Annotated in this window: 13 protein-coding genes and 1 pseudogene; 11 read left to right on the forward strand and 3 right to left on the reverse strand. The window is 72.4% G+C overall.

Features of this window, described 5'->3' with window-relative positions:
• Positions 1-11: 11 nt before the first annotated feature.
• The 3 genes and pseudogenes from LRS07_RS14655 to LRS07_RS14665 form a co-directional block, all read right to left on the reverse strand.
• Positions 12-1,529: pseudogene (locus tag LRS07_RS14655) on the reverse strand (tannase/feruloyl esterase family alpha/beta hydrolase); the annotation flags it as partial.
• A gap of 45 nt (positions 1,530-1,574) precedes the next feature.
• Positions 1,575-3,239, reverse strand: a complete 1,665-nt coding sequence (locus LRS07_RS14660) for an FAD-dependent oxidoreductase (protein WP_260498743.1) — start codon at positions 3,237-3,239, stop codon at positions 1,575-1,577.
• Positions 3,236-4,222 carry a tripartite tricarboxylate transporter substrate binding protein gene (locus LRS07_RS14665; protein WP_260498744.1) on the reverse strand — a complete coding sequence of 329 codons (987 nt, stop codon included), beginning with the start codon at positions 4,220-4,222 and terminating at the stop codon, positions 3,236-3,238. The genes LRS07_RS14660 and LRS07_RS14665 overlap by 4 nt, the downstream gene beginning before the upstream one ends.
• A gap of 94 nt (positions 4,223-4,316) precedes the next feature.
• Between LRS07_RS14665 and LRS07_RS14670 the strand changes: the two genes are divergently transcribed.
• From LRS07_RS14670 to LRS07_RS14725, 11 genes are all read left to right on the forward strand, one after another.
• Complete coding sequence (locus tag LRS07_RS14670) at positions 4,317-5,225, forward strand: LysR family transcriptional regulator (RefSeq protein ID WP_260498745.1); 909 nt, start codon at positions 4,317-4,319, stop codon at positions 5,223-5,225.
• A gap of 114 nt (positions 5,226-5,339) precedes the next feature.
• Complete coding sequence (locus LRS07_RS14675) at positions 5,340-6,473, forward strand: methyl-accepting chemotaxis protein (protein ID WP_260498746.1); 1,134 nt, start codon at positions 5,340-5,342, stop codon at positions 6,471-6,473.
• 17 nt (positions 6,474-6,490) lie between these two features.
• Positions 6,491-6,859 carry a response regulator gene (locus tag LRS07_RS14680; RefSeq protein ID WP_260498747.1) on the forward strand — a complete coding sequence of 123 codons (369 nt, stop codon included), beginning with the start codon at positions 6,491-6,493 and terminating at the stop codon, positions 6,857-6,859.
• Positions 6,856-7,167, forward strand: a complete 312-nt coding sequence (locus LRS07_RS14685) for an STAS domain-containing protein (RefSeq protein WP_260498748.1) — start codon at positions 6,856-6,858, stop codon at positions 7,165-7,167. The genes LRS07_RS14680 and LRS07_RS14685 overlap by 4 nt, the downstream gene beginning before the upstream one ends.
• Before the next feature lies 1 nt (position 7,168).
• Positions 7,169-9,220 carry a chemotaxis protein CheA gene (locus LRS07_RS14690; RefSeq protein ID WP_260498749.1) on the forward strand — a complete coding sequence of 684 codons (2,052 nt, stop codon included), beginning with the start codon at positions 7,169-7,171 and terminating at the stop codon, positions 9,218-9,220.
• A 17-nt stretch (positions 9,221-9,237) separates the two neighbouring features.
• On the forward strand, positions 9,238-10,896 hold the full coding sequence (locus LRS07_RS14695; protein WP_260498750.1) for a methyl-accepting chemotaxis protein: 1,659 nt from the start codon (positions 9,238-9,240) through the stop codon (positions 10,894-10,896).
• A gap of 12 nt (positions 10,897-10,908) precedes the next feature.
• A complete protein-coding gene (locus tag LRS07_RS14700; RefSeq protein WP_260498751.1) occupies positions 10,909-11,442 on the forward strand; it encodes a chemotaxis protein CheW in 534 nt (177 codons plus the stop codon).
• Positions 11,443-11,461: 19 nt separating this feature from the next.
• Positions 11,462-12,262: a CheR family methyltransferase gene (locus LRS07_RS14705; protein ID WP_260498752.1), complete on the forward strand. Its 801-nt coding sequence runs from the start codon at positions 11,462-11,464 to the stop codon at positions 12,260-12,262.
• A gap of 8 nt (positions 12,263-12,270) precedes the next feature.
• Positions 12,271-13,332: a protein-glutamate methylesterase/protein-glutamine glutaminase gene (locus LRS07_RS14710; RefSeq protein ID WP_260502123.1), complete on the forward strand. Its 1,062-nt coding sequence runs from the start codon at positions 12,271-12,273 to the stop codon at positions 13,330-13,332.
• Between the two features lie 127 nt (positions 13,333-13,459).
• Positions 13,460-15,931, forward strand: coding sequence for a PAS domain-containing sensor histidine kinase (locus LRS07_RS14715; protein WP_312028305.1), 2,472 nt, complete (start codon positions 13,460-13,462; stop codon positions 15,929-15,931).
• A 2-nt stretch (positions 15,932-15,933) separates the two neighbouring features.
• Positions 15,934-16,998, forward strand: coding sequence for a hybrid sensor histidine kinase/response regulator (locus LRS07_RS14725; RefSeq protein WP_260498753.1), 1,065 nt, complete (start codon positions 15,934-15,936; stop codon positions 16,996-16,998).
• The last annotated feature ends 1 nt before the right edge of the window (position 16,999 follow it).

Here is a 16,999-nt window from a genome sequence, read left to right on the forward strand (position 1 = left end):
TCGACCAGCGCGGTGATCATGTCGAACTGGTCGGTGGCCGGGCCGCCGGAGCAGTGGTTCATGCCGGGCACCTCGAAGTAGCGCGCGAACTGGCTGGCGTCGCCGCCGTTGGCGCGCCGCAGCTCCTCGTACCAGCGGGCGGTGTCGTCCGACGAGAAGGTCGGGTCGGCGGTGCCGTGGTAGATGAGCAGCTTGGCGCCGCGGTCGCGCAGCGTGGCCAGGTCGCTGGCGGGCGGCGTGGCGAAGCTCACCGGCGATTCGGTGAAGGTCGCGTTGGTGGCGGCCACCTTCGGCGCGTCGCTGTCCATGCTGAAGCCCAGCGCATAGTCCAGCGGGTTGGACGGCACCTGCGGCGGCGTGGTGAACAGCTGCGCCACCGACGGCGCGCTCAGCGTCATCTTCAGCACGTACTTCCACGTCGCCCAGTTGGCGCCGGCCACGCCCGGGTCCCACGGGAAGCCGGTGTACAGCGCGGTGCCCGCGCTGTTGCGCGCGCCCGAGTAGACCCGGCCGATGGCGCCCTTCTGCAGCGGCGTCAGGCAGCTGCCGGTGCGGCCGCCGCTGCCGCAGTCGGGCACGTTGGCCAGGCTGAAGTTCTGCTGGCAGGCGGCGACGTTGAGCACCATGCCGTCGGTGGCGCCGTCGAGCGCGTCGCAGCGCTCGAGGATGCGGGCGGCGACGAGGTTGCGCTCGGCCGCCGTGAAGCCGGTGCTCAGGTCCAGCAGGCCGCCGGTGGCGGCGCTGGTGCTGCCGGGGGTGGCGATGCTGGCGAACTGCTGCACGTCCCACATGCCGCCCACCGCCGACCGCGGCAGGTTGAAGCCGGGGTTGCCGGCCAGCAGGCCGTCGTACTGCGCGCCATAACGCGCCGCCGCCACCATGGCATGGCGCCCGCCGTTCGAGCAGCCGCCCAGGTACATGCGGTCGGGCGCCTTGCCGTAGGCCCGCTGCACCAGCGCCCGCGCCATCGGCGTCAGCGTGCCGACCGCCTGGTAGCCGTAGTCCAGCCGCGCCTGCGGGTCGAAGCCGAAGTGGGTGGCGCCGGTGTTGTTCTGCGCGCCGTTGTGCCCGGCGTCGGAGCTCAGCACCGCGAAGCCCATGTGCAGCGCGTGGCTCAGGCCGCCGCCGCCGCTCTGCGGCCCGACCGCGGTGACGACGGCGCCGTCCGCCCCGCCGTTGGCCTGGTGGAAGAAGCGGCCGTTCCAGGCCGTGGGCAGCCGCATCTCGAAGCCGATGCGGTAGTTGCCGTTGGCGCCGGTGCGCTCGTTCATCACGCCGGTGACCAGGCAGTGGTCGGCCACCGCCTTGCCGGCGACCTGCAGCGCGCCGGCCGCCACCGCCGACGCGCCGGTGATGCGGGTGCCGGGGAAGGTGAAGGCGGAGGCCAGCTCGGTGCAGGCGGTGCGGGAGGCGCCGCTGGCCGCCGACAGCTGCGGCAGCGCGACGGGGACGCCGTCGTCGCCACCGCCGCAGGCGGTGACCATCGGGCCGGCCAGCGCCAGCAGCAGCAGGCGGTGCTGTGTCTTCATGTTGTCTCCTCTGATGGGCTTTGGAATCGGACGCGCGTCAGCGCGTCAAGGTCGGCCGCAACAGCGCGCCACCAGGGCGGCCGCTTCGGCCTCGGTGAGGGCATCGCCGCGCCAGGCGATGTGCTGGTCCGCGCGGCACAGCACCAGCGCGTGGCGGTAGACGTCGGGCACCGGCGCCCGGGTGCGGTCGATGTCGAGCCGCACCAGCGGCAGGCCGGCGGCGCGCGCGGCGGCCTGCAGCGGCGCCGCGGCGTCGGCGGCACCGAAGCACAGCAGGGTGTAGTCGTCGCCGAAGGCGTCGTACAGCGAACGCCCGTCGGCGAGGTGGAAGTGCGGCGCCCGGCACCCCGGCGCGGTGGACGGCTCGAAGCCGCCCATCGAATAGGCCGGCGCGGCCTCGCCGTCGTAGGCGATGAGCGGCGAGCGGTCGTAGAAGTAGCCGAAGTTGAGGCCGGCGCAGCAGAACTGCAGCACGTTCAACGCCACCATCTCCTGGCCGTAGCGCTCGCGCAGCGCGTCGGCGTCGGCGCCGTCGTCCTCGATGCCGGCGGGCACCGCGGCCTTGGCCTTGATCATCTGCAGCGCATGGTCCATGGCGAACTGCGCCACCTGCTCGGTGATGGGCTGCCGCTCGCGCTCGTAGGCGTCCAGCACCGCGGCGTCGGCCCAGCCGCGCAGCCAGGCCGACAGGTGCCAGGACAGGTTCATCGCGTCGGCGATGCCCGCGTTCATGCCGTAGCCCGCATAGGGAATCCACAGGTGCGCGGCGTCGCCGGCGATGAACACCCGCCCCTGGCGGAAGCGGTCGGCCACCAGGCGCCGGCCCACCCAGTCCTCCTGGCTGAGCACCTCGTAGGGGAAGTCGTCCTCGACGCCGAGGATGGTGCGGATCGATGCGTCGCGGTCGACGCTGGTCTCGTCCTCACCGGGCGCCAGGTGGTTGTGGATCAGCCAGCGCTCGATGCCGTCGATGGCGAACACCGTGCCGCAGCGGCGCGGGTTGAGCGAGTAGCTGCCCCAGGACGGCGGGCCCTGCAGCCGCGACAGCAGTTGCGGCGCGCGGATCAGCGTGGACTGCACCCGCTGCACGACCGGCGTGCCGGACAGCGTGGCGCCGATGGCCTTGCGCACCCCCGAGCGGCCGCCGTCGCAGCCGACCAGCACCCTGGCGCGCACCGTCACCCGGCCGCCGCCGTCCAGGTCCTCGGCCTGCACGGTGACGCCGTCGTCGTCGGCCTCCACCCCGTCGGCTTGCACGCGGCTGAGCAGCGTCACGCCGGGCCGCGACGCGGCGTGCTCCAGCAGCAGCGGCTCCAGGAAGATCTGGTTGATGCGGTGCGGCGGCTCCGGCGTCGGCCACCAGCCATCGGGGCCGGACCGGTCGGTGAAGCGGTCGCGCCGGCAGGGAATGGGGATGCGGCCGAACTCCTGCCCGGTGAAGGCGGTGCGGAAGGCCACGTCGTTGGGGAAGTCCTCCGGCAGCCCGGTGGACCGGATGCGCTCCGCCAGGCCGAGGCGCCGGAACTGCTCCATCGTGCGCGCCGAGACGTGGTTGCACTTGACGCTCGGCGGCTCGCCGAACGCGCGCGATTCGAGCAGCAGCACGCGGTGGCCGCGCCGGCTCAGGTCGATGGCCAGCGTCAGGCCGACCGGGCCGGCGCCGACGATCGCGACGTCGGCCTCGTGGTGCTGATGGGCGTTGGTGCTCATTCCAGTCGCGTTCCCGAGACCTTGATGACCTGGCCCCACTTGTCGATCTCGCTGCCGATGAAGCGGCCGAACTCCGCCGGCGTGCTGCCTTCCAGCTCGACGCCGACCGCGCGGGCGCTGGCCTGCACCTTGGGGTCGGCCAGCACCGCCTGCAGTTGCGACTGCACCCTCTCCAGCACGGCAGGCGGCGTGCGCGCCGGGGCCACCAGGCCGAACCAGCCGGTCGACTCGTAGCCCTTGACGCCGGCCTCCTCCGCCGTCGGCACGTCGGGCAGGTCCGACAGCCGGCGCCGGCCGGTGACGGCCAGCGGCCGCAGCTTGCCGCTGCGGATGGCCTGCAGCGCCGACGGCAGGTCCAGCATGGCGTAGGGCACCTGCCCCCCCATCACGTCCAGCGTGGCCGGGCCGGTGCCCTTGTAGGCGATCTCCGAAAGCCCGACCGCACCGAGCTGCCCCAGCAGCTGGATCGACAGGTGCATGGCGGTGCCGTTGCCGCCGTGGGCGACGGCGACCTCCTTCGGCGCCCGCCGCGCCTGCGCCAGCAGGTCGGCCAGCGTGGACGCCGGCGCCCCGGGGTGGGCCACCAGCACGAACGGGATGTGCGCGATCAGCGACAGCGGCGCGAAGTCGCGCACCGGGTCGTAGGGCAGCTTGGGGTACAGGCTCTTGTTGGCGGCCAGGCCGCCCGCCGCGCCGATGCCCAGCGTGTGGCCGTCGGCCGGCGCCTGCGCCACGGCGGCCAGGCCGAGGCCGCCACCGGCCCCCGGCCGGTTCTCCACCAGCACCGGCTGCCCCAGGCCGTCGGCCAGCGGCGGCGCCAGCATGCGCACCACCGCGTCGGTGGAGCCGCCCGGCGGGAAGGGAACGACCAGCCTCACCGGCCGGCTGGGGTAGCGCGCGCCCTCCTGCGCCACGCCCGGCCGCGCCGTCGCCGCGAGGCCCGCGGCCACCAGCGCCGCCCGCCGCGTCATGCCGCTTCGCATGCCTGTCTCCTCAGTGTTCTGAACGCTGCATTGGGCGTCGGCGGAAGATTCATGAAAATCGAAATCTTCCAAACGATCTTTGAGGCGCCTTCAAGTGAACCTCGACCGCCACGTGAGCCTCAAGCAACTGCGCGCCTTCGTCGCCGTCTGCCGGCTTCACACGCTCAGCGCCGCGGCCGAGCAGCTGGCGGTGACGCCGGGCGCCGTCAGCGTGTTGCTGAAGCAGCTCGAATCGGCGCTGGAAGCCCCGCTGTTCGACCGTGCCGCCGGGCGGCTGCGGCCGACCGCCGCGGCGCTGGACGCGCTGCCCACGGCCGAGCGCATCCTGGCCGACGTGTCGCTGCTGGGTCGCGACGTGCGAGAGTGGCAGGAGCACCGGCGCGGCAGCGTGCGGCTGGCGGTCACGCCCGGCGTCGGCCTGGCCCTGCTGCCGCCGCTGATGCGGCGCTTCGTGCAGGCCCATCCCGGCATCCGCGTGGTGGTGGACGACTGCGCGCCCGAGCAGTTCGTCGACCGCCTGGTCAGCGAACAGGCCGAGCTGGGCATCGGCACGCCGGAGCGCGGCGGCGTCGGGCTGACGCTGCAGCCGCTGGTGCTCGACCGCCTCTGCGTGGTCTGCCCGGCCGGGCACCCCTTCGCCGCGCAGCGCACCGTCCGCTGGACGCAGCTGCGCGAGCAGCCGCTGATCCTGATCCGCGCCGGCTACGGCGTGCGCGGCCTCATCGAGCGCACGGCCGCCCGGACCGGCCTCGAACTGCAGGTCGTCAACGACGTGGCCTTCCTGGCCACGGCGCTGTGGATGGTGTCCTGCGGGCTGGGCCTCTCCGTCCTGCCGGCGGCGCTGGTGGCGCCGGCGGATGCGCAGCTGGTGGTGCGGCCGCTGACCCACCCCACCGTGCACCGCGGCATCGCGCTGGTGAGGAAGCGCGGCCGGCTGCTGTCGCCCGCCTGCGAGCAGTTCGCGGCGCTGGTGCAGGAGGTGATGGGCGAGGCACGACCGTGACGCCGTCCCCGTCCAAGGACTGAAAGGCGAGCCCGCCCGTTAGGGCATTTTCTTAAGCCGGTGGTGGCGATCGCCTGATGCGCCTGGTGGAAGCGCCTGCCGAAATGGGCAGGCATGAACACTTCCCTTTCACGCCGTCTGCTGGCCGCGCCCGCCCTGCTGGGCGGGGTGGCCGGCGCGGCCCTGCTGTGCATGGGTCCCGCGCACCTGGCCAGCGTCCTGCTGGCCGCCATGGTGGTGATCGCCGGCGCGGTCAGCACGCGTGCGCTCCTCACCGCCCAGCGGCGGCAGCGTGAAGGCCTGACGGCGTACCTGGACGGCAGCCTGCGCTTTGCGCAACAGCTGACGCCGGTGTGGGCCGGCCAGCTGGAAAGCTCCCGCACGCAGATGGAGCAGGCGGTCGCCGCGCTCGCCGAGCGCTTCGGCGCCATCGTCGTCCGGCTCGAGCAGGCGTTGGACGCCCGCGGCGAGCAAGGCGGCGAACGCCTGTCCGTGCTCTTCGCCGACAGCCAGCGCGAGCTGGCCGCGGTGGTGGACGCGATGCACGCCACGCTGCAATCGAAGGCGGCGATGATGGCCCAGGTCCAGCAGCTCACCGGCTTCATCGGCGACCTGCAGGAGATGGCCAGCGACGTCGCGCACATCGCCTGGCAGACCAACCTGCTCGCCATCAACGCGGCCGTCGAGGCCGCCCATGCCGGCGACCTCGGCCGCGGGTTCGGCGTGCTGGCGCAAGAGGTGCGCAAGCTGGCCGCCATGTCGGGCGACACCGGCAAGCGCATCGCCGAGCGGGTGGCCCAGGTCAACGAAGCCATCGCGCAGACGCATGCGTCGGCCGAGGCTGCGTCGCGCGAGGACGGCCACACGGTGCAGCAATGCGAGCAGCGCATCGGCGACGTGATGGGCAGCCTGCGCGACGCCACCGATGGCGTCGTGGCCTCGGCGGACCTGCTGCGGCGGCGCGGCGTGGAGATCCGCGAAGAGGTGTCGCAGGCGCTGGTGCAGCTGCAGTTCCAGGACCGCGTGAACCAGATCATGGGCCACGTGAAGGCCAACATCGAACGGCTGCCGACCGCCTGGGACGACAGCCGCCGCCGCTGGCGGGACACCGGCGCGCTGCAGCCCGCGGACCCCGCGCCGCTGCTGGTGGCGCTGGAGCACAGCTACGCCACCGCCGAGGAACGGACCGTCCACCGCGGCGGCGCCGAAGCCGCGCCGTCGACCGCCGCCGACGTCACCTTCTTCTAGGAACCAGGAGCCACGCCATGGCCAAGACCATCTTCATCGTCGACGACTCGGCCTCGCTGCGGCAGGTCGTGGGCATCGCCCTGCGCGGCGCGGGCTACCACGTGCTGGAGGGCTGCGACGGCCGGGACGCGCTCGCCAAGCTCAAGGGCGACAAGGTGCACCTCATCGTGAGCGACCTCAACATGCCCCACATGGACGGCCTGTCGTTCGTGAAGGCCGTCAAGCAGCTGCCGGCGTACCGCTTCACGCCGATCGTGATGCTCACCACCGAGACCGACGAGGCCAAGAAGCGCGCCGGCCAGGAGGCCGGCCTGAAGGCGTGGATGGTCAAGCCCTTCCGCCCCGAGCAGCTGCTCGCCGTGGTGCAGAAGGTGGTCGCGCCATGAGCCCGCCGGAGACGGTCCACCTGCGCGTGGACGGCGAGATGACGATCTACCGCGCGGCCGAACTGAAGCCGCAGCTGATGGCCGCGCTGGACCAGGCGCCCGCGGTGGCGCTGGACCTCCGCGGCGTCGCCGAGATCGACACCGCCGGCGTGCAGCTGCTGCTGCTGGCCCGGCGCACGGCCGTCGAGCGGCAGCGCGCCCTGCACCTGGTGAACCCCAGCACCGCCGTGATGGACGCCCTGCGGCTGCTGGACCTGCTGCCGCACTTCGGCGATGCAATCGCCGTCCCCGCGCCGGCCGGAGGTTGACATGCCGACGAGCCTTCAAGACGCACTGCAGACCTACATCGTCGAAAGCCGCGAGCTGCTGGCGGAGATGGAGAGCGCGCTGCTGGCCGTGTGCCAGGCGGACGCCGGTGCCAGGCCCGAGCTGGTCAACGCCATCTTTCGCGCCGCCCACACCATCAAGGGATCGGCCGGGCTGTTCGGCCTGGACCGCATCGTGACCTTCACCCACGTGGTGGAAAGCGCGCTCGACGAGGTGCGCGCCGGCACCCTGGTGCTGGACGCCGCGCTGGTCTCGCTGCTGCTCGCCTGCGGCGACCACGTCGCCGCGCTGGTGGCGGACGTGGACCTGCGCCGCACCGACGCCGACCCGGCCGTGGCCGCGCTGGGCGCACCGCTGCTGGCGCAGTTGCGGCAGCACCTGGGTGCGGCGGAGACCACGCCGCCCGACGACGGCGACGCAGCGCCGGGCGATCGCCCGGCCGACGGCGCCGACGCGAACGGCGGTCATTGGCACCTGTCGCTGCGCTTCGGCCCCGGCGTGCTGCGCAACGGCATGGACCCGATGGCGTTCATCCGCTACCTGGACACGCTCGGCCGGGTGGTGAACATCGCCACGCTGGCCGACGCGATGCCGGGCGCCGACGCGATGGACCCGGAGTGCTGCTACCTCGGCTTCGAGATCGGGCTGCAGACGCAGGCCGACCGGGCGGCGATCGAGAACGTGTTCGAGTTCGTGCGCGACGACTGCCAGCTGCGGATCGTGCCGCGGCCGCCGGCCTCGCCGGCGCTGCCAGCGGCAGCGTCGGGCCTGGCCGGCACCCCGGGCGGGCCGGCCCGCGCCACGCCGGTGGCGGACGCCGCGCCCTCCAGGCCCAGGGCGCCGAAGGACGGCCGTGGCGCCGACACGCACTCCATCCGCGTGGACGCCGACAAGCTGGACCGCCTGATCAACCTGGTGGGCGAGCTGGTGATCGCGGCGGCCGGTGCCCAGCTGGTGGCGCGCAGCACGCGCATCGTGGAGCTGCAGGAAAGCCACTCCACGGTGGCCACGCTGGTGGAGCAGGTCCGCGACGCCTCGCTGCAGCTGCGCATGGTGAAGATCGGATCGACCTTCAACCGCTTCAAGCGCGTCGTGCACGACGTCGCGATCGAGCTCGCCAAGGACATCGCGCTCGAAGTGAGCGGCGAGGACACCGAGCTGGACAAGACCGTGGTCGAGCGCATCGCCGATCCGCTGACGCACCTGGTGCGCAACGCGATGGACCACGGCATCGAGCCGGCCGACGTTCGCGCGGCGCAGGGCAAGCCGGCGCAGGGCACGGTGCGGCTCAACGCCTTCCATGACTCCGGCAGCATCGTCATCGAGGTCGGGGACGACGGCGGCGGGCTCGACCGCGAGCGCATCCTCGCCAAGGCCGTGGCGCGCGGCCTGGTCGAACCCGGCAAGCACCTGTCCGACGCCGACACCTTCGCGCTCGTCTTCGAGCCGGGTTTCTCCACCGCCGAGAAGGTGACCAACCTCTCGGGCCGCGGCGTCGGCATGGACGTGGTCAAGCGCAACATCGCCGCGCTGCGCGGCAGCGTGGACATCGCGAGCACGCCGGGCCGGGGCACGACGGTCACGGTGCGGCTGCCGCTCACGCTGGCCATCATCGACGGCTTCCAGGTGCGCATCGGCCAGTCCGTCTTCGTGCTGCCGCTGGACATGGTGGAGGAGTGCGTGGCCTTCGCCTGCGACGACGCGCGGGGCTACACCGACCTGCGCGGCGAGGTGCTGCCCGTCATCCGGCTGCGCGAGCTGTTCGACGTGCAGGGCGCGCGGGGCAGCCGCGACAACCTGGTGGTGGTGCGCCACGGGCAGGCCAAGGCCGGCCTGATGGTGGACGCCCTGCTCGGCGAGGCGCAGACGGTGATCAAGCCGCTGTCGCGAATGTTCGGCCAGGTGCGCGGCATCAGCGGCTCGACCATCCTGGGCAACGGCGAAGTCGCACTCATCCTCGACGTGCCCGCCCTCTTCAACCTGATGAACGGCCCCGCCGACGGCAGCGCCGTCCCGGCGCTCGCCTCCCATTGAATCTTCAAGGAAGACCCATGTTTTCGAATCTCAAGATCGGCGTCCGGCTCGGCCTGGCGTTCCTCCTGCTCATCGCGCTGCTGTGCGGCATGTACGCGGTGGCGCTCGACAAGCTCGGCGCCCTCAACTCGGCGCTGACGACCATCACCGAGGTGAACAACCCCGAACTCATCACGGCGGCCAAGATGATGTCCGAGGTGAAGGAGTCGGGCGTGCGCCTGCGCAACATGGTGCTCGTGACGGACGACGCCGGCATTCGCCAGCAACAGGATCTGCTCACGGGCGCTCGCAAGCGCTACGACGCGCTGGAGGCGGACCTCGACCGGATGTTCAGGGAGCTGCCCGGGACCACCGACGCCGAGCGCACGCTGTGGGACAGGCTGAAGGCCATGAAGGGCCCCGCGCAATCGAGTCAGGACCGGGTGATCCCGCTGGCCCTGCAGAACAAGAACGACGAAGCGGCGGAAGTGCTGGTCAAGGACAGCGGACCGAAGGTCCTCGAGTGGAGCAACGTCCTCCAGGAGCTGGTCGACCTCGAGAGCAAGCTGAACGACGCGTCGGCCAAGGAGGCGGCCGCGGCGCATCACCAGGCGCGCACGACGATGACGGCCGTGATCGCGGGCGCGCTGCTGATCGCCGTCGTCTGCGCGTTGCTGGTCACCCGCTCCATCACCCGCCCGGTGAACCAGGCGCTGAACGCGGCCAACCGGCTGGCCGAAGGCGACATGACGGTGCAGATCGACAACGCCTCCAAGGACGAGATCGGCCAGATGCTGGCCGCGATGCAGAACATGATCGCTCGCCTGCGCAGCGTCGTGGCCGACGTCAACGCCGGCGCCGAGGCGCTGGCCGGCGCGTCCGAGGAGGTGAGCGCCACGGCGCAGTCGCTGTCGCAGGCCTCCAGCGAGCAGGCCGCCGGCGTCGAGCAGACCAGCGCCTCCATCGAGCAGATGACCGCCTCCATCGCGCAGAACACCGAGAACGCCCGCGTCACCGATGGCATGGCCAGCCAGGCCGCGGCCGAGGCCACGGAGGGCGGCGAGGCCGTGAAGGCCACGGCCAGCGCGATGAAGCAGATCGCCCAGAAGATCGGCATCATCGACGACATCGCCTACCAGACCAACCTGCTGGCGCTGAACGCCGCCATCGAGGCGGCGCGGGCGGGCGAACACGGCAAGGGCTTCGCGGTGGTGGCGGCCGAGGTGCGCAAGCTGGCCGAGCGCAGCCAGGTGGCCGCTCAGGAGATCGGCACCGTCGCCAGCGACAGCGTGCAACTGGCCGAGCGTGCCGGCACCCTGCTGGACGCCATCGTGCCCAACATCCGCAAGACCTCCGACCTGGTGCAGGAGATCAGCGCCGCCTCGCAGGAGCAGAGCTCGGGCGTGGGCCAGATCAACGGCGCGGTGAGCCAGCTCAGCCAGACCACGCAGCAGAACGCCTCCAGCTCCGAGGAGCTGGCCGCCACCGCCGAGGAGATGAGCAGCCAGGCCGAGCAGCTGCAGCAGACCATGGCCTTCTTCAAGCTGGGCGACGGCGCCGCCGCGCCGCAGCGCACGGCCCACGCCGTCGCCGCCCGCCGCCTGATCCAGGGCGCAACGCGTTCGTCGCAGCGCAGGGCAGCGGCGCAGGTGGCGCAGACCGACGTGGTCGACGAATCGCAGTTCGCCAGGTTCTAACGGGAGCGCGCGATGAACGCAGTGACGAAAGGGGTGCCGAACGGCGCGCGACCGGCGCAGGAACCGGCCCAGTACCTCACCTTCATGCTGGCCGGCGAGGCCTTCGCCATCGGCATCCTGTGCATCAAGGAGATCATCGAATACGCCCAGCTCACGGCCGTGCCGATGATGCCGGACAGCGTGCGCGGCGTGATCAACCTGCGCGGCGCCGTGGTGCCGGTGATGGACCCGCAGGCGCGCTTCGGCCGCCCGCCGTCGCCGGTGACCAAGCGCACCTGCATCGTCATCGTGGAGGTGCAGGCCGGCGACGAGCGCCAGGTCATCGGCGTGGTGGTGGACGCGGTCAACGAGGTGATCGAGATCGCGCCGGCCGACATCGAGCCGCCGCCGGCCTTCGGCGCGCGCATCCGCACCGACTTCATCTTCGGCATGGGCAAGGTGAAGGGGCGCTTCGTGATCCTGCTCGACGTGGACCGGGTGCTGGCCATGGACGAACTGGGGGCGCTCGGCGAACCGGCCGCCGAACAGGAAGAGGCGGCGGCGTGAACACCGGCGCCGGCGACGCATGACACCGATCACGGACGCCGAGTTCCAGCGCTTCCAGCGCTTCATCTTCGACCGTGCCGGCATCACGATGTCGGAGGCGAAGAAGTCGCTGGTGAGCGGGCGCCTGTCGAAGCGGCTGGCGGCGCACGGATGCACCAGCTACGGCGCCTACTTCGAGATCTTGCGCGAGGGCCGGAACGCCGAGGAGGTGCAGACCGCCATCGACCTGCTCACCACCAACGAGACCTACTTCTTCCGCGAGCCGCGCCACTTCGAGCTGCTGCACCGGCTGGCCAACGAGGCGGCCGCACGCGGGCAGTCCATGCGGGTGTGGAGCGCGGCCAGCTCCAGCGGCGAGGAGGCCTACAGCATCGCGATGGTGCTGGCCGACCGCATGGGCGACGCGCCATGGGAGGTGGTGGGCACCGACATCAGCCAGCGCGTGCTGCACAAGGCACGCAGCGGGCACTACCCGATGGAGCGTGCGCGCCACATTCCGCCCGCCTACCTCAAGCGCTTCTGCCTGAAGGGCACGGGCACGCAGCAAGGCACCCTGCTGGTGGACAAGGCGCTGCGCCGGCGGGTGCGGTTCGCGCAGGTCAACCTCAACACCACGCTGCCGCAGCTGGGCAGCTTCGATCTGGTCTTCCTGCGCAACGTGATGATCTATTTCAACGGCGACACCAAGCGCCAGGTGGTGGCGCGCGTGCTGTCGCTGCTCAGGCCGGGCGGCCATTTCTGCATCGGCCATGCCGAGAGCCTCGGCGACGTGAGCGGTGCGGTCGCGGCGCTGGCGCCGTCCATCTACCGCAAGCCATGAACGACGCCATCCGGACCGTGCGCGTGCTCGTGGTGGACGACTCGGCCGTGGTGCGGCAGGTGCTCACCGGCCTGCTGCAGGAGAGCCCCGGCGTCGAGGTGATCGGCGCCGTGGCCGACCCGCTGCTGGCGATGGACCGCATGAAGCAGCAGTGGCCGGACGTCATCGTGCTAGACGTGGAGATGCCGCGCATGGACGGCATCACCTTCCTGCGCAAGCTGATGGCCGAGCGGCCCACGCCGGTGGTCGTCTGCTCCACCCTCACCGAAAAGGGCGCCCGCACGACCGTGGAGGCCATGGCCGCCGGCGCGGTGGCGGTGGTGGCCAAGCCGAGGCTCGGCCTGAAGCAGTTCCTGCTCGACAGCGGCGGCGAGCTCGCCGCCACCGTGCGCGCCGCGGCGCGCGCCCGGCCATGCCGGGTGGCGGCCGCGGTGCCGGCCGCCAAGCTGAACGCCGACGCGGTGCTGCCACCCACGGGCGCCCGCGCCATGGGCCAGACCACCGAGCGTGTGGTGGCCGTCGGCACCTCCACCGGGGGCACGCAGGCGCTCGAAGCCGTGCTCACCCGCCTGCCCCGGGTGAGCCCCGGTCTGGTGATCGTTCAGCACATGCCGGAGCACTTCACCGCCGCGTTCGCGGCGCGGCTGGACGGCCTGTGCGAGATCGAGGTGAAGGAGGCCCGGCACCACGACCGCGTGCTGCCGGGTCGCGCGCTCATCGCGCCCGGCGGCAAGCACACGGTGCTCAAGCGCAGCGGCGCGCAGTACATGGTGGACGTGATCGCCGGCCCGCCCGTCAACCGGCACCGGCCGTCGGTGGACGTGCTCTTCCGATCGATGGCCCGCGCCGCCGGCGGCAACGCCCTGGGCATCGTGATGACCGGCATGGGCGACGATGGCGCCGCCGGCCTGCTGGAAATGCGGCAGGCGGGCGCGCGCACGCTGGCGCAGGACGAAGCCAGCTGCGTGGTGTACGGCATGCCCAAGGAGGCCGTGCGCCGCGGCGCGGTGGAGCGCTCGCTGCCGCTGGAGTCGCTGGCCGCGGAGATCGTGCGTTGGGGCGGACCTTGATCCCGTGACCGACGACCCCACCTGCCGCATGTCCTTAGGCGCAGCGCTTGCTGCGCTGTCTCCGCAGCGGACTCCGCGCCGCACAGCTCGAGCTCCCCCTTTGACGTCTTCCCTGCCGCGCAAGGTGATGCGTGCGGTCCTCCTGCTGTCGACCGCATGGCTGGCCGCCGTGCTCGGCGCGGCGTTCCAGGCCCACGCGGCGCAGGTGCCGTGGCACGGTGGTGCGGTCATCGCCGCCGGCGCATTGGCCAGCGCGGCGGCCGTTCTGGTGGCCCTTTCGGCGCGCCGACAGCGACGGTTCAACCAGGCCCTGCGCCGCAGCCTGCAGGGGCTGGACGACGTGCAGCGGGCCGGTGCCGTCGGCTTCTGGCGCCACGACCTCACGACGGGCGCGGTGGAGTGGCCCAGCCAGGCCATGACGATGTTCGGGCTGCCCGAGGGGAGCCGGATGCCCTTCGAGACGATGCTGGCCCTCGTCCACCCGGCGGACCAGGAACGGGTGCGGCACCAGGCCGCACGCCTGGCCGCCGGCGACTCGGACGCCGACGTCGTCTGCCGCATCGTGCGGCCGGTGGACGGCGCCGAACGGGCGCTGCACGTGCGCGGTCGGGTGGCGGCCCGGGACGCGGCGGGCCGGGCCGCCGCCCTGGTGGGCACCGTGCAGGACGTGACCGAGGCCTTCGCCACGGCATCGCTGGCGCAGGCGCTGTCGGGCGCCGTCTTCCCCAGCGGCGATGCGGTGCTGCTGGCCAGCGTGTCGCACCAGGGCCACTGGACCCGCGTCTGGGGCAACGCGGCGTTCGACGCGCTGCAGGCGCCCTCGCTCCACGAGGCGCAGGCACAGCTGTTCGATCCGCTCCACGGACTGCTTCGCGACGTGACGCCTCAGGTGCAGGAGGCCTGCAGGCATCACCAGCCGTTACACATCGAGTGTGCCGTCGAGCTGCGGCACGGGCGCCGCTGGATGGAGGCGGACCTGACGCCGCTGTCCCACGAGATGGGCGGCGTGCAGTGGTTGCTCGTGCTGCGGGACGTGCAGGCGCGCCACGAGGCGCTGGACCGGCTGCACGACAGCGAGCGGAAATACCGCCTGCTGTTCGACCAGCACCCGCTGCCGCTGTTCACCTACGACCGCGCCAGCCGCCGCATGGTCAACGTGAACCAGGCGGCGCTGGCGATGTACGGCTACAGCCGGGAGGCCTTCCTGTCGCTGCCCGTGCTGCACCTGGTGGCGCCAGAGGATCGGGAAGACGCGCAGCGCCACCGGGCCAGCTGGGACCGGGGCGACCTCGCCGTCCGGCCGCGCTGGCGCCACGTCACCGCGACCGGCGAGAGGATCATGGTGGAGATCCACGCCAGCGATGCCGGCTTCGACGGGCCCGACCATCGGATGGTCTGCCCGGTGGACCGCACCGCGGAGCTCGCCGCCACCGAAGCCCTGCGGCAGCTGAACGCGCAACTGGAGGCCACCGTGGCCGAACGCAGCGCCGCGCTCGCGCAGCGTGAGAAGCTCTACCGCACCATGGCCGACCTGTCGCCTCAGATCGTGTGGCAGGCGGACGCCGAAGGCCGCACCACCTACTTCAACCATGCCTGGGAGGCGCTGGTCGGCCCGCGTGCCGGTGGCTGGATGGGCGAGCGGTGGCTGGACGCGCTGCACCCGGACGACCGGGCGCCGACGCTGGCGGCGGTGCAGCGCACCGTGGACGAGGGCGTGCCCTACCGCACCCGCTACCGCATCCGCAGCTGGCAGGGCGGCTACCGCAGCTTCCTGGCGGCCGGCACGTCGGTGCGCGGTCCCGACGGTGCGGTGGAGTTCTGGGTCGGCGTCAGCACCGACATCACCGAGCTCGAACGGCAGCAGCAACGGTTGCAGCACCTGAACCAGGAACTGGAGTCCTTTTCGTACACCGTGTCGCACGACCTGCGCGGGCCGGTGCAGGTGATCCACGGCTTCATCGAGGCGGTGCTCGGGGGCCAGGCCGGCGAGGTGGACGAGGTGGCGCGCGGCTACCTGCAGCGGGTGCGGCGCAACGCCGAGCGCATGGACGAGCTGATCTCGGACCTGCTGGCGCTGTCGCGCCTGTCGCGTTCGGCCCTGCGCCTGCAGCGCTTCGACCTGGGCGAACTCGCCCGCCAGGTGGCGGACGCGGTGCGCGAGCGGCACCCGGGGCGCGTCGTCGAACTGCAGGCGCCCCAGGCCTTTGTCCTGATGGCCGACCGCGGGCTGGCGCAGGTGATGCTGGAGAACCTGGTCGACAACGCGGTCAAGTTCTCGCCCGTCGGTCCCGCCGTGGTGGAGCTGTCGGCCTCGCGGCATGTCGACCATGTGCTGCTGGAGGTGGCGGACCGCGGCGTGGGTTTCCACCCGGACCACGCACACCGCCTGTTCCGGCCGTTCCAGCGGCTGCACAGCGAGCGCGACTTCCGTGGCACCGGCGTCGGCCTGGCCACGGTGGCGCGCATCGCGCAGCTGCATGGCGGCGCGGTGGAAGGACACAACCGAGAAGGCGGCGGCGCGGTGTTCCAGGTGCGTCTGCCGCTGTGCCAGGAATCCGCGCCGCCGCCCGAGGCGCTGCCGCTCGACCCGCAGGAATGAACATGCTGAACATCGTTTGCATCGATGACGAAGAAGACGACGTCGAACTCGTCCGCCTGGCGCTCGCGCGGGCCGAGCTGGACGCCACGCTGGAACGCGTGGCCGACGAACGCGGGCTGATGCACGCGCTGGCCGGCCCGCCCGACGTGGTGCTGTGCGACTACAGCATGCCGGGCTTCTCGGCCGAGCGCGCCCTGGCGCTGCTGCAGCGCTGTCCCGGCCGCGCGCCGCCGGTGATCGTGGTGACGCGCGCCATCGCCGAGGCCACCGTGGTGCAGCTGCTGCGCAACGGCGCTCACGACTACGTGCCCAAGGACAAGCTGGCGCTGCTGCCCACGGTGATCCATCGCGTGCTCGCCGTGCGGGCCCACCACCGCGAGCAGCGCCGCACCACCGAGCAGCTGGCCGAGACCTACACGCGCTACCGCGCGCTGTCGGCCCGCATGGTCGATGCGCAGGAGCGCGAGCGCGCGTCCATCGCGCGCGAACTGCACGACGGGCTGGGCCAGCTGCTGACCGGCATCATGATCCACCTGCATGCCGCGGGCCGCACGCCGGACGCGGCGCAAGGCGCCGCCCACCGCGACAGCGCGCTCGCCATGGCGGACCAGGCGCTGCAGCAGGTGAAGACGCTGTCCTTCGACCTGCGGCCGGCGCAGCTGGGCTTGCTGGGCTTCGTGCCGGCGGTGCGGGCCATGCTGGAGCGCAAGCTGGGGCCGCCGGGCATCCGCGCCGACCTGCAGGTGCAGGGCGAGGACCCGACGCCCGAGCACCCCTCGCGCGCCGTCGCCCTGCGGGTGCTGCAGCAGGCGCTGCTCAACGTCATCCGGCATGCGCAGGCCCGCCGCGTGACGATCCGCCTGCGCCTGGCACCCGGCCGGCCGCTGCGGCTCACGGTGGCCGACGACGGCCGGGGGTTCGACGTGCATGCCGTGCTGCACGGGCCGGTCAACGAGCACAACATCGGCCTGCGCGGCATGCAGGAGCGCGCGGAGCTGGCCGGAGGTCGACTCAAGGTGTGCAGCCGGCCCGGCCGCGGCACCGTGCTGTGCCTGCGCATCGGATGAA

This window comes from Aquabacterium sp. J223 (assembly GCF_024666615.1).
In the GTDB taxonomy this organism is placed as follows: Bacteria; Pseudomonadota; Gammaproteobacteria; order Burkholderiales; family Burkholderiaceae_C; genus J223.